Source organism: Thioclava sp. DLFJ5-1 (assembly GCF_002020115.1).
GTDB lineage: Bacteria > Pseudomonadota > Alphaproteobacteria > Rhodobacterales > Rhodobacteraceae > Thioclava > Thioclava sediminum.
This window is the reverse complement of record NZ_MPZU01000002.1, coordinates 123,530-136,791: the sequence shown is the minus strand read 5'-3', so window position 1 is coordinate 136,791 and position 13,262 is coordinate 123,530. Positions and strand designations below refer to the sequence as shown.

Annotated in this window: 12 protein-coding genes and 1 tRNA gene; 11 read left to right on the top strand and 2 right to left on the bottom strand. The window is 60.1% G+C overall.

What is annotated here, in order from left to right; genetic code table 11:
• Positions 1-109: 109 nt before the first annotated feature.
• A complete protein-coding gene (locus BMI86_RS07990; RefSeq protein ID WP_168173814.1) occupies positions 110-649 on the bottom strand; it encodes a Hint domain-containing protein in 540 nt (179 codons plus the stop codon).
• Between the two features lie 173 nt (positions 650-822).
• Between BMI86_RS07990 and BMI86_RS07985 the strand changes: the two genes are divergently transcribed.
• The 11 genes from BMI86_RS07985 to BMI86_RS07935 all read left to right on the top strand — a co-directional run bounded on the left by BMI86_RS07985 (position 823) and on the right by BMI86_RS07935 (position 10,149).
• Positions 823-907, top strand: a tRNA-Leu gene (locus tag BMI86_RS07985).
• 699 nt (positions 908-1,606) lie between these two features.
• Complete coding sequence (locus tag BMI86_RS07980; protein WP_078540590.1) at positions 1,607-1,948, top strand: hypothetical protein; 342 nt, start codon at positions 1,607-1,609, stop codon at positions 1,946-1,948.
• Positions 1,945-2,190, top strand: coding sequence for a hypothetical protein (locus BMI86_RS07975; RefSeq protein WP_078540589.1), 246 nt, complete (start codon positions 1,945-1,947; stop codon positions 2,188-2,190). The genes BMI86_RS07980 and BMI86_RS07975 overlap by 4 nt, the downstream gene beginning before the upstream one ends.
• 8 nt (positions 2,191-2,198) lie before the next feature.
• The gene (locus tag BMI86_RS07970) at positions 2,199-2,660 is read left to right on the top strand and encodes a hypothetical protein (protein ID WP_078540588.1); all 462 of its coding nucleotides are present in this window, start codon (positions 2,199-2,201) and stop codon (positions 2,658-2,660) included.
• Positions 2,657-2,896, top strand: coding sequence for a hypothetical protein (locus BMI86_RS07965; RefSeq protein WP_078540587.1), 240 nt, complete (start codon positions 2,657-2,659; stop codon positions 2,894-2,896). Before BMI86_RS07970 ends, BMI86_RS07965 begins: the two co-directional genes overlap by 4 nt.
• Positions 2,893-3,129, top strand: a complete 237-nt coding sequence (locus tag BMI86_RS07960; RefSeq protein ID WP_078540586.1) for a hypothetical protein — start codon at positions 2,893-2,895, stop codon at positions 3,127-3,129. The genes BMI86_RS07965 and BMI86_RS07960 overlap by 4 nt, the downstream gene beginning before the upstream one ends.
• A 137-nt stretch (positions 3,130-3,266) precedes the next feature.
• Positions 3,267-3,629 (top strand): hypothetical protein, encoded by a 363-nt coding sequence (locus BMI86_RS07955; protein ID WP_078540585.1) that lies wholly within the window; start codon positions 3,267-3,269, stop codon positions 3,627-3,629.
• A gap of 550 nt (positions 3,630-4,179) precedes the next feature.
• Complete coding sequence (locus BMI86_RS21225) at positions 4,180-4,335, top strand: hypothetical protein (RefSeq protein WP_168173813.1); 156 nt, start codon at positions 4,180-4,182, stop codon at positions 4,333-4,335.
• A 52-nt stretch (positions 4,336-4,387) separates the two neighbouring features.
• Positions 4,388-7,531 carry a DUF927 domain-containing protein gene (locus tag BMI86_RS07945; RefSeq protein WP_078540583.1) on the top strand — a complete coding sequence of 1,048 codons (3,144 nt, stop codon included), beginning with the start codon at positions 4,388-4,390 and terminating at the stop codon, positions 7,529-7,531.
• Between the two features lie 807 nt (positions 7,532-8,338).
• Positions 8,339-9,310 (top strand): DNA cytosine methyltransferase, encoded by a 972-nt coding sequence (locus tag BMI86_RS07940; RefSeq protein WP_078540582.1) that lies wholly within the window; start codon positions 8,339-8,341, stop codon positions 9,308-9,310.
• Positions 9,310-10,149 (top strand): NgoMIV family type II restriction endonuclease, encoded by an 840-nt coding sequence (locus BMI86_RS07935; protein ID WP_078540581.1) that lies wholly within the window; start codon positions 9,310-9,312, stop codon positions 10,147-10,149. Before BMI86_RS07940 ends, BMI86_RS07935 begins: the two co-directional genes overlap by 1 nt.
• 894 nt (positions 10,150-11,043) lie before the next feature.
• On the opposite strand, the gene BMI86_RS07930 is transcribed toward BMI86_RS07935, so the two are convergent.
• Entirely contained in the window at positions 11,044-13,260 is a 2,217-nt protein-coding gene (locus tag BMI86_RS07930) for a topoisomerase DNA-binding C4 zinc finger domain-containing protein (RefSeq protein ID WP_168173812.1), read from the bottom strand.
• Between the last annotated feature and the right edge of the window lie 2 nt (positions 13,261-13,262).

The following is a 13,262-nucleotide window of genomic DNA, read 5'->3' as shown; positions in this document are numbered from 1 at the left end:
ACAAGCGCGGGATCAGGTACGTTTATGTCAAATCACTATCGCAGATGTGACGAGACGACGCCTCGCAACCCCCTGAGACTTATGAAAATTGTCGGGAGTTCCGCGTCGATCAGGCGTCGACGCTTGCCACTGCAGCGGCCATTTCCACACCATCGACATAGATCACTTCGGGCGTCTCGAATTCCAGCACGAAGAGCCGCGCGCGGCCTTGGCCCAACGTCACATAGTGGCCGTCGACGACCGATTGCGCGGGTAGAAGCGCCTCACGCGTGCCGTAGATCACCTGTACCCGCCAGTCGCGCATCATCAGTTGCGCGGCCTGCGCAATCAGCAGCGGCGCCCCGGGCCGGTCATGGCCAAGCGCGCCGGGCGAGATGCGGATCAGCGCGCCCACATAGTCGCCCGCCCGTAACGCCTTGAGCCTGCATGTCCCGCTGCGGGTCACGATCCGGTCGCCGGGTTCGAGAAATTCGATCGGGATGGCCCCGTCCAGTGTGTAGACCCGCGCCCCGGCGGCGATCCCCGCGCTGAGATCCGGCGTGGGCCTGCGCGCCTCGGGCGGCGCTGCGCGCTCGGCCACATCCGGACCGGCCGGGCCCGGAAGGCTGTGGCGTGGATTGGATTCGATGATCTGGCGGAGCATGGCCATGCCATCCCCCCGCCCTGGTGCCTGTCCCATGGCGATACCTGCTCTTGCCTACTCGTAACTTCGGCGTCTGACGCGCCTTTGGATAAAGGCTAACCCTCACCATCGCGTTAAGACGAGCAAAATCGCATCTTCCTCTTTCCGAGCCCTCAGGCTGTTGCTATTACGCCCCTGATGCGGGTGTGGCGGAACTGGTAGACGCACCAGATTTAGGTTCTGGCGGAGCAATCCGTGGGGGTTCGAGTCCCTTCACCCGCACCACGTTGAAATACAAGAGAAATTCTTGATCAACGCCAGCTCCCAGAAGCTCGAAATCGCCGCTACCGCGCCACTACCGCTACGCGAAGGCTGCCCACTGTAGCGGTAAATCCCCGATCAGCTTGAAGCCGAATATTTTTCCTTCGCCGTGGGCTTGAAGCTGATTTTCCGGGGGAATGACCTCTCGGCTGACGCCGACGACCACCAGAGCACACCGCCCCGCCGACACCACCACCCAACACACACACCCGCGCCACCTCGGCGCGGGTTTTTCTTTGGCGCGCCGACGAGGTGAGACGCCGAGCCGCCGGGACCGGGATTGGGAGCGTGGGGGATGGGCCGCGTTAGCGGCACAAAACCGAATCAGTGATGCCCCACCTAAATACCTGTTTTTCTGTCGAAAAGTTCGTATTTTTCGAATCATATCTGTGTTTTCCCAGACCTTAGCGACCGTTTTGTCGAAAGCATTGACAAAAAGTCAAGCAAAATGTATGATGTAGTTGTAAGTCAAGGAAATCATTCGCTAAAATGCTGACAACTACACTTGAAGACTGGGCCGCATGCTGCGCCGTAGGCCGCGACACCTCCTCGGTGCACCTTGCCGGGCTACCGTATGACGGCCACCCCCGGCGCTATCCGCTCCCCTTCGCCCTACCGCGCCTGAAAAAGAAGTATCGCGGAGCTGCCCCCGAGCTTGTTCGCATGGCGCGCGATGACGGCTCCCTGTTCATCGCCACGCTCGATCAGATGCCGCACCTCGCAGACCTGTCCGACTGGATCGCCTGCGACCCAGAGATGGCGGGGCGAGCTTCGGCGGTTCGCCGGAATTTCTTCGCTGCCCTCGCGGGCTCCGCTCGGGGCGTGACCGCGTATCTCGGCGACGTCCCTCGTCTCTGGCATATCGTGACCGCCACGCCGCAAACGCTTCCCTATGTCATCTCGGGAGATCGCGGCGGGCTGCCTGATTGGGGACCGTGGGCGCGCGCTATTGCGCTCGTGCATTCGAGCGCACCAACCCCCACCGAGCTGGAGCTAGCAGCATGACCTCTCCGCTCCTCCCCCATGTTCTCGCATCCGCCCCAGCTTGCCGCCTCATTGCCCGGATCGGTGGCGACGAAGATGGCATCGCGCAGGCGCTGGGCATGGAGGAGGCCCTTCGGGGATCGCTCCGCTCTGCCTGTCGCCTGTCGAATGTCGAGATCGACGCGCTCGCGGGCCAGACGCCCCCACAAGAAATCGACCTCGACGGGGCCGTGCAAACGGTCCTCATACAGGCCCACTACTAAGGATCACCATGACGGAAACATTCGACAACATCCTCGCGAGCGACCAACTTGCGCAGGCGCGGTTTGAAGCTGCCAGCGCGAAGCTGATCGCCGACGCCTCCCAAATCGGGATCGAGCTGACGCCCGATGATTGCAAACAAGTGGCAAGCGTGCGCCTCGCCTGTCTTACCGATATGGGGCTGACCGACTCCGCGCTGGAAGAGGCGAAGCGGCTGCCGCAGGTGGCGCTTGCGGCCCAAAAAGCCGAGCTGGCGCGACAACTCAGCGACCCCGAGAGCGCCGCTCACGCTGAAATCTCGCGCTTGAATCCGTCGCAGAAAATGTCGCTTGGACGCGAGATCGAAGCCGCCCGCCCCCGCGAAGAGCGCGCCCGTCTCAGTCCCGAAGAGACGGCTGCCGCCATGCGCGCGATTCAAGCGCTTCCGGCGAGTGCACGTCTCAGCTACGCGCGCAAAGTTGGGCTTGCATGATGGTTACCGTCGAAGAACTGATCACATATTGCCGCCGCGCAGGCGGGGGCGATTGGCTCTGCCATATCCGCTGGGCAGGCCTGACCGGAGCATTCTTCGCCCCCGAGGGCAGCGGCAAGGGAATCCACCTCAAGGGCGAGCAGGTCCGGGCTCTGGGGCAGGCACTCGGATGGCGCGAGAGCCCCGCCGGGACCGATCAGAATGGTATCGCTCAGCTCCACGAGGTGGCGTTATGACCCCGCGCGCGAAACATGTCCTAGCGGAAATCAAGCGTCAGGGCGGCACCTTCGATGACATGAGCCGTTTCTTTTCGCCCGTGCGGCGCGACCTGACTCGCCTCTTCATCGACGGTGAACCTATCGGCGCCGCCGATTTTTCCATGGTCGCGAGCGCGCTGCGCCCCAGCGTCTCGACCGACGAAGCGCGCCGAAACGCGCTACGCGGGCGCGCCTCAGCGACGCGCACCTGACAGAACACCGCGCGCCAGTGCTTGCGCGCGCGGCTTCCCCGGCGGTTTGCCATTTTGCCGCCGGGCTCGCGGCGGGACGCCTCCAGACCGTCCCGCCGCGCTCCTTCCTCCTCCTCGAAAAGACAGAGAACCCACAAATGAAAACAGCCTATCAAGTTTGGCTCGAACGGCTCCTCATCATGGAATTATCCCGCCTCCTCCTTGATCAGATGCCCGACGCCGGGACCCAGCGCGAGCGACATATCCTCTCCGCCGCCCAGTTCACCGAGATCACCTCCTATATCGGGCCACGCTTCGCGCACATTGCCGCGCGCGTTGCTGGTTTTCGCCCCCAAGAGGATGGCTCGTGGAGATCTGGACGGGGGAAAGGCACGCCTGTGCCCGTTGAGGGGCTCCACGCCGAGGACTTCGGGCTAGCTCTCGACCTTCTAGACGTTGACGGCATACTTGCCGACGGGGTCGAAAGCGAACTCGCCAAGCAGCCGAAGAAGGTCGCGTAATGGGGTGGCTCGATCAACCAATCATTCCGCTCCCCGGCGTGCGATCCGACGACAAGACCCGCGCAAAGCGTCGTGCAGCCGGTGCGCGTCAGCGCAAAGTCGCAGCGCTCCGCGCATCTTGGACGCCAGAACAGGTTGAAGAGGAAGAGGCACGGCTCCAGCTCGAAGTGGCAGCGCTCGTGCGTGAGGGCCGAATTACGCGCTGCCCGCCCGCCGATGAGGGCCGCCGCTCGCGATGACGTGGCGTAATATTTTGAGGCGTGTGTGTCAGGCAAAGTGACATTTTGCGGGCCGATGTGCCTTTTCACCGAACCGAAGATTTTCACCGCGTGAAGGTTCAGCCACCTAGCCCACTCCTAGCGCTCGGAAATCTGGGATTTGGTCCGAGACAGCGAATGTGACATTTCCCCATTTCGCCCAATCGCAAGTTCAGCTTCAAGCCGAATTTTTACTTGTAAAACAACGTGTTGACTCGACTCTGCCGCTCTGCGTAGCTTCGTGAGGCGCTTGGATCAGCGCGCTTCAACCAATCGAAAATGAGGGACACGAAGTGACCGACACTACCACCCACACTGCCACCGAGATCGCCCTGCAACGCCTCGCGCACGATTTGGTGCGCCTCACCGAGCTGCCGCTGACCCGCGAGCTGGCTGCCCAGATCGCGCGGACGAGCGACGAACTCACCGCCCTTGCAGAGGCGGCATGACGCCCATGGCCCGCGTCAGCGGGCCACCACCTACCCACACCCACGAGGAAACATGACCAAGCACGACCCCGCCGATTTCGACGACAGCGCCCCGCTCGTAGAGCCTGACGACCCGCTTTCGGGCGACTCGCTTTCAGGTGACGAGACTTTGCAGTTGAACGACGCCAGCGTGAGCGGGAAGGACTCGCCCGAATGGCAGGCCCTTCTCGACCGCCAAATGACCTTCCTGTGGCCCAAGAACATCAACCGGGATGCAAAGCAGACAGATTGGACAAACAGCCCCTCTGCGAGCTTCCGCCAGTGGCTCGAAGGCGATGACAAGAAGGGCGGATTCACCAAGCACCTCACCAAGAAGAAAAAGGGGTATTTCCCTTCTGTCATGGGCGCGGCTGCCAAAGCTGCCGGATACACCTCGCGCAGCGCAAATGGCATGAAAACCGTCGAGATGATGGGGCTCGATATCGACTCCGGAGATTCCTACTTGAAGGCGCTCGACCGAGCCGAAGAGCTGGCTCTTGCCGTGATCGGTTACACTTCGTTTTCGGATGGCACGACCGAAACGCGGGTGGGCCGTGACAAGACCTTGAAGACGCTCGGGATCGACCGCGATCCGACGAGCGAAGAGATGCGCGGCCTCCTGTCGGACAAGTTTCGTCCGCACATCATCGAAACGCTTGAAGTTGTCGGAACCGACCACGACGAGAAAGGTGTGCAGATCGTTCTGCACCATGCTCCACTTGAGAAGTTCCGTCTCCTGTTCCCCCTTGCCGAACCTCTGTTGATCGCATCGCTTGCGACCACCCAACGAGGCGCGCAGGCGCTCTACATGTCGAAACTGCGCGGGCTCGCGCAGCTTATCGGGGTGATACTGGACGAGTCATGCCTCGACGTCTCGCGCGTCTTCTACATGCCCTCCCATCCACCGGGCGCGGACTTCGCGCTAGACGTGATCCGTGGACGGGGCCTGACAATTCAGGAGCTGCCCGAGGTCGGCAAGAATGGGCCGCAGAACGTCTTTGAAGAGGCAGGCGCAGGCGCTGACAACGACCTGATTGCCGACATGCCCGCGCGACAGTGGGCTGCGAAGTATGGCAAGCGCTTGGAGATCGCCCGGCTCTTGGAGGCCGAGGCCCCAGACAAGGTGCGCGACGACAAGGGCGGGCTTTTGGTGGTCGAGTGTCCGCATGACGAATGGCACGGCAACGCGGGCGACCCGGAAGACACGGCCTGCCACGTGCGGGATGCCGACGGCGACACGGGATTCACGTGGGCCTGTAAGCACAACTCCTGCGCCGACCGCGACCGCCTCGATATGATCAAGAAGGCAATCGCCGATGGGTGGTTTCCCGAAGAGGCGCTGACAGACGACGACTACCTTGTGCCACTTCCTGACGAGGACACGGACGACGAGGCCACCGATCCGACGCCGGGCGAGGACGAGACGCGCTTCGAGCCCGAGAAGGACTGGCTGCCGAAGGCTTTCACGATCAAGGGCAGCTTGATCTGGGGGATGATCAAAGATGACGAAGAAGCCCCGCTCTGCCAGCGGTTTGACGTCATCGGGCGGGCGTCGAACCTCGCCGGGGATGCGGGCGCGGGCGTGATCATCTCCTTCACCAACGTGAACGGTGCTGAGGTGGAAGCCACCTTACAAATGGCGGACCTTGTCCGCGACGGCGGCGGCGGCGTGATCGAAAAGCTGGCCGATGCTGGCATGCATCTCCTTGTGACGCGAAAGACGCGCGAGCCGCTGTTGAACCTGTTCCGCCAAATCCATCCCCGGCGGCACGTGCCGACTGTGCCCCGCTCTGGATGGGTGCAAGATCGCGGGGGAAAGATCGCAGGCTTCATGTGTCCGACGGGCGAATATATCCCGGTGGCTCCCGCCGATGCCGCGCCCTACCGTCTCGACACGGGCGCGACCGTGAAAGACCCCTATCCGATGGGCACGCTGGAGGGCTGGAAAAACGCCGCTAACGCGGCCTGCCAGAGCGTCGGTGAAGCCCCTCCCAATTTCCACTGGCTTCTGGGCCTCGCGGGCGGCTTCTGCGGCCCCCTCCTCGCCCTCGCCGAGCTGGACGGGTGCGGCGTGAACCTGTCAGGGGACTCGAGTCTCGGTAAGACCCTGGCACTCGCGCTCGGCGCATCGGTCTGGGCCACGCCGCGCGACAAGAAGGGCGTCTTGTTCGGCATGTCCGGCACGGCAAACTCCATCGAGCTGATTGCCGCGCGGACCTCGGAGTCGTTCGGCGCTTTCGACGAGATCGGGCGCATGCAGAACGCCGAAACCCTCGGGCCTACCCTATTCAACCTCGCTTCGGGCTCGGGCAAGTCGCGGATGCGCGGGCGCGACGTAAGTGCCGGGCTCGCCGAAGAAGCTGATTTCCGGGTCTTCGCCTTCTTCTCGAACGAGCGCAGCTTGCGCACCACGATTACAAGCGCAGGTGGCGACTACAAGACAGGCCTGTCAGCGCGTTTTCCTGACGTGGATGTGACGGGGGTGGCGCGCGTCAGCGCGGACACGATCCAGACCGTTGAGAGCGTGAAGGCAAACTTCGGGCACGCCGGGCCTGCCTTCGTGCGCTGGCTCATTGCAGAGGGCTGGCACGAGCGCGGAGCAGAGCTGCGCCAGCGTATCGGCGAAGCCGTGAAGAAGCTGGCAGGCGACGCAAGCCCGGCACAGGCGCGCGCGTCAAAGGTGTTTGCTCTGATGCAGGTGGCGGGCGAGCTGGCATGTGAAGCCGATCTTCTGCCCGACGCCGAGAAGGTCCGCGCGGCGGTCGCCACAGCGTGGGATACGTTTAAGAACAGCGACGAGGGCAAGGCCACAGAGGGGGAAGCATCCCTGCTTGAAGGATTCAAGTCGTGGGTGGTGCGGAACATCGGGCGGGCTCTGATCGACGCCGAGGACGAAGACGCGCGCCACTACGGTGAGGCGCTGGGCTGGACCACAGACAAGCTGATCGTGCTGGACTGGAAGGCTGTTGAGGATGTCGGGAAGCTCGGGCTGAGCGGAACCCGCTCGGGCTTGGTGAAGGCGCTCAAGCAGTGCGGAGCTCTCGTGCCGAGCGGGAAGAACAACTTCCACAACAAGCTGCCCCCAGAGATTGGAGGCGAGGTGAAGAACCTCCGGATTGATCGAGCAAAGCTCGGGCTTCTACCCCGAGGCCGAACGGCGTTCGACCGGGTTGCGTGAGTTGGAGAGGGCCGCCGTTAGGCGGTCCTTCCCGTTTTGGGGCTTGGGGCGGACACGGGCGGAATTTGAAAACCGAATTCCGCCCGTGTTTCGCCCAGTAAAATAAGGGCCGGGCGGAAAGGGCGGAAAGGGCGGAAAAATTCCAGCGCAATCTGTGAAGCGCAGGCACTTCCTCACGCAGAGAAGAAGAGAGAGCCTTTTTATAGAATCATTCAAATATAATTCCGCCTTGGCCGCCCTTGCCGCCCGGCCAATAAAATAAGGGTGAATCCGGGGCGGAATTCGGTTTTCAAATTCCGCCCGAGCCGCCCGAATTCCGCCCGAGGTCAAAGCGGAACGTCCCGCCAGTCCCGCACCACTCTAGCCGGTCCGGGCCGCCTCACGATGAGCTGCCCTACGTCGCCCGGATGCGGCGCGCGCAGATCAACCCGCAGGTAATCAGCTTTCCTGCACTGCCGACACGCCCCCGCCCATGATCGCGCCGGGCGCTTTGGTGGAGCCCCCACCTCGACGAGATCGGCAGCTAGATAGTGAACGGTGCGGCGACACAGATTGCAGCGCACGACCAAGAGCATTCCCGCCCGAGCGGCCTCTCCAAGAGAGAACGGGCGCTTCGACGGGTGTGGATGTGCGGGCGTTTGCAAAGACGGCATGACCTGTGTCTAGCAGCAAGAACATTAAAAGAACATTCTGGACTGTAGAGAGTGTGCGTTTTCCAGCGCAAGCGCGCTTTCGGCCTCCTCCTCGCGTTGACATTTTGTTCGCGTTCACGCTGTATATCGGGAAAGACTTCATAAGAGGCACGAAATGCGGGGCAGACTCACTTCAATCGAACTTTGCGCTGGAGCGGGCGGACAGGCGCTTGGGATCGAACAAGCGGGCTTTTCGCATCAGGCTTGCGTAGAGGTTGATGACTGGTGTCGAAAGACACTCAACCTGAACCGCAGCGAATGGAACGTCCTTGAAGGCCCTCAATCCGACCTAACGCGATTCGATGCACGCCCTTTCGCCGGGGTCGATCTCGTTGCTGGCGGTGTGCCCTGCCCACCCTTCTCGAAAGCTGGCAAACAGCTTGGTGCAGCGGACGAACGTGACTTGTTTCCCGACGCGCTCCGTGTCGTCGACGAAGTGCGTCCGAAGGCAGTTATGCTCGAGAACGTGCGCGGGTTCTTGGATGCGGTCTTTCACGACTACCGCCAAAAGTTGAAATCCCAACTGAAAGCAATGGGATACACGTTTGCGGAGTGGCATCTCTACAATGCCTCTGATTTCGGCGTTTCGCAGCTCCGTCCCCGCGTCGTAATCGTCGCTGTGCATGACAACTATTCCGAAAACTTCGAATGGCCAAAAGGCGGCAATATGCACCCACCTACTGTCGGTGAGCGCCTTCATGACCTCATGGCGGCGAAGGGTTGGCACGGCGCGGATGAGTGGGCCGATCAAGCAGACGAAATTGCCCCCACTATCGTGGGCGGCTCGAAAAAACACGGCGGACCCGATTTAGGCCCGACACGCGCCAAGCGTGCGTGGGAAGCCTTAGGGGTGAATGGCAAGACCATCGCCGATGAAGCACCCGACGCTGATTTCGTTGGGATGCCTCGGCTGACGGTTCGCATGGTCGCCCGCCTTCAAGGTTTCCCCGACGAGTGGCAGTTCGCGGGACGCAAAACCGCCGCCTATCGGCAAGTCGGGAATGCGTTCCCCCCACCGGTCGCGCAGGCCGTTGCGCGAAACCTTCGCAAGGCGATCACGGCGCGCCGTCTCTACGCGGTGGCGTGATGCAGGCTTGGCTAAAGGAAGCTCGGAAGAAATTCCACGCGGAATGTCTCGCCGGTCCCATCACTGAGACGAACGGCGTACCCTCAATCGCGGATGTATCGAACCGGCCAAGTAGAGAAATCGCCACACGAGTGGTCGCGAAGATTGGTGCAACGCAGAGCGTAGCTGAGAAGCCCGCAGGCCAGACCTCTGGCAGCATGTTCGAAACCGCAACCCAACATTTTGTGGCAGCTTGCTTTGCCCAACTGGGACACCTACGCCCCGGCACCTTCGCGGTTGAGAAAGGGCTCGCGATTTCCCAATTCGACCAATACAGCCATCTAGATGAACTCCGTGCGCTAGCTATGGAGAATAAAGAGCTGCGCACGCTTCTCGGGACCGACTACTTGATCAAGCCTGACGTGGTCGTACTGCGTCAGCCCGAGGCTGACGAGACAATCAATAGTCAAGGCGTCTTGGTGGATGAGACGGTTGCGCGGCGAACACCGCTACGTGCGAGTAACGGCGCGCGCGCCACCTTACACGCATCCATCAGTTGCAAACTCACGATCCGTTCGGATCGAGTTCAAAACACGCGCTCTGAGGCCCTCAACTTAGTCCGAAATCGCAAAGGCCGCCTACCCCATATCGTGGCAGTCACCGCTGAGCCTGCGCCATCACGTATCGCAGCGATCGCGCTCGGGACAGGTGACATGGACTGCGTGTATCACTTCGCGCTGCCTGAACTTGTCGACACTCTTCGCGAACAAGAGCGCGAGACCCTTGAACTGGTAGAGACAATGATCGAGGGGCAGCGCCTGAGAGATATTTCCGATCTACCCTTAGACCTAGTGATATGACCATCAAGCCGCCGCACACCGGAAGCACAGCAACACATTCCGAATGTTGCATGTGATACATCACGCAAGCTAGCGCCCCACTCTCGCTTCAAAGGAGAGTGGCCCCCGCCCGACTTCAATTTTTCGTGATTTTTAGTAGGTGGAGTCCGATAGCCCGCATTATGTAAACCAACTTCGCCCCCGCCGAAACGCGAAGCCTTTACAATACATAGACTTACGGGAAACCGGGTCCGGATCGGCCATTTTCTCGGTCGAAAAATGTCCTCTTGACCCAACATCTAGGCAGCACACAAGGGACGAATCATCCAAGTATATTTGGCTAACAGGCATCCGCGATAACGCGCGCCAGCGCCGCTGCGCCCCCTACCATACCCGGATGCGCTCGCACGGGCCAGCTCATGATTACGCGGTGAGACCTGCCTGCCTTCTCACTAGCCTAAGGGTGCAAAAGTATCGGAGAATGCCCCCACAGCTCGCTTGAACCCTTTGGAGTTTCCGCTCGTCCGACGTACGGAGCCGCCTAGCTCATAGCAAGACGCGAGTTGCTTACTAACTTCATCAGACTGCCTCACAATGCTCAGATGAAAGGGGAGCGACGATCTATGAGAGATATTTTTCATTTATTTTCAATGCATTAAGGGACCCAAGGGGATACACCCCCTACCCCATCGAGCCCCCCGGCGGCTGCGAACGAAGTTGAGTGCAACTTCACCTTTTCGGGTGAGCTGAAACCTGTCTTTTTCAACCTCTGGGCGCAACTTCCGTTACACTTAGTCCACCTCAGACGTGAACTATGTCGTTGTTCAATGGGCTAACACACGCGCCGGAGCGCACGGTGAACACAGCGCGTTGTTAGTGAGCATAAGTAGGCAATTCGCACCTCCGCAGTTCATCTCACAGGCTTCGCGTGCCCTTGCAATGTGGGTATCGCGAGCATCCCCAAAACTGTCCGCCCCGATTTCTTCCTCTCCGCGCCGTTCTCTTGACCATTCTTGACCCGCAGTTTGGGCAAGTTGGCGTAGTAGTCGAGCGGACTGGAGATGATTGCGCCGTAGGAGCTGCCGTAGAGGCTGCCCCTACGGCTTTGTATTTGTTCTTCGGAGCTAGGTTTCCCGGCACCTTCGAGGGAACCGTGAGCGCCACCGTGGAACTCGGAACGGAAAGAGCGAGTTCGCGAAGATCACGTTCGGCTTGCGCGCGAGTAGTAAGAGCTTCATTCAAAGCGCTATCGTGCTTAGCCTTATCGGGCAGTGCATCTAGCCGAACCTTGGCATTCCGAAGAGCGACTAATCCATTGCGGATCGTTGCTTCTAGCTTCGCCTTCTCTGCCGCATACCTTCCACGAAGTGCTTGTTCATCGGCGACGTCTTGCGCATTCGGTGTTGGGTTATACCTGAACCCAGTTTCGAGCCTCCGGCGCCATGCAACAAGCTTACCAGTCATAACATCACCGAAGCCCGGAATTCGACCCACAGCAGAACTGTTTACGTCAGCGGCTGTTTCGATCCCGAAAGAGACCAACGTCGCCTTTTTAGCAGAGCCGATACCAGAAATATTAGCCTGACGGATCGAATAGCGATCCAGATACGCTTGCCTCTGACGCGCCTCCCTACCGGATTTCATGACCATGACTTCTCGCGCGAGCCGGTCATCATGAGCCTTGTAGTCAGCTATTGCTGCTTCAAGATCGCGATACATTTTCAGCGCTTCGCTCAAGCCACTTCGCTGCGCTAAGGCATTTAGTTCGCGATGCACTCTTTCGTCGGCGTAAGTGAAGGCCTCCAGATAAGCAGAATTTCTAACAGTGGGGACATCGGGAAGCAGAGAAGTAGCCGACAGTGCGGCGGGCACTAAAAGAAAGAACAATGGGTTCGCCACTATTCCTGCCATAACTCCTCCAATGCCCACAGCCGCGATCAGGAAGCCGACGACGGCCCGTTTCTTGTTTTGAGACTTCTCCTGGTTCTGCGCCTGCCTCAATGTGTCACTAGCAGTCGACGGGATACTGACCGTAGGAAGAAGCTGACCAGCCGTCGGGAAGCGAAACGCCAAAATCTCGCGGATCGCTTGCTCCGTACCTCGTTCATCGCTCGCGATATTAGGTTCGGCAGCGGTTAAATCCGGGAACATGTCAAAGCTGCTTTTCGCGGACAGCTTGCACCAAACGCATCCGCCAGCAGCATAGGGATAGTAGTGCGTTTTTACCTTGCTGCAGCGATTTAGCGAGACTTCCAGTTTCTTGAGGGCATGAACCCAGTCCAAAGCGCTAGGTCGCTCGCTTGGTATCAATCCGAACGCACGCTCGAATGCATCGGAAACTTGATCCGGGAACATGTCGAGCGTCAGCGCGCCGGGTGGTGGGCGCGTCTGCGTTAAGGCTTGGCGAAGAAGTGAGAATGCGAACCGGTTTTGGGCGATGGCGTCGCCCATAGAAATATCGGGGCCAGAATAGCGCCCTGCGTACGGATGACGACCCATGAAAAGAAGCTGAAAGAGCGCCACCGCAAGTCCGAAGTTGTCGTGCGAGATGGTACGCTCAACGGAGGCAAGATTTTTGCCGTGCAGCTCCGGAGGGGTGAAGTCAGGCACCCCGACCACGCAGGGATATGACTTACCATTCTGCGTGAACTGAAAGCTATCTGCATCGATCAACGCGACGGTCGCGTCTTGCGCCACAAGCACCCCAGAATGGTTTAGATCTCCGATAACACACCCAGTCTGATGCACATTCCCAACTGCGCGAGCGACGTTCAGCGCCGCATGCACAATGAAACGGTAATCCGATTTCGGGAAATGGCGCTGACGAGACTTCGGACTGTAGAGCTCGTGTAAGGGGCGATAACCCGAAACAAGCCTCATAGCGAAGCCGAGAAAGCTCCCAGTATGGTCTGTGACCACCTCACCGGGATAGGCGACAAGATCAGTCTTGACTGCGAGCCCCTCGCCGACCATCGCACGCACTTTGCTTTCTCGCTTGGTGCGTAAGCTCGGACTGTAGATTTTGACAGCCTGTCCGGAACGGCCTTGGACCGAATAAACTTCGCCTTCACCTCCTTTTCCGATCAAATCTACAAGCGACAGTCGGTCTTTACCGATGATGACCTCTTGCACGC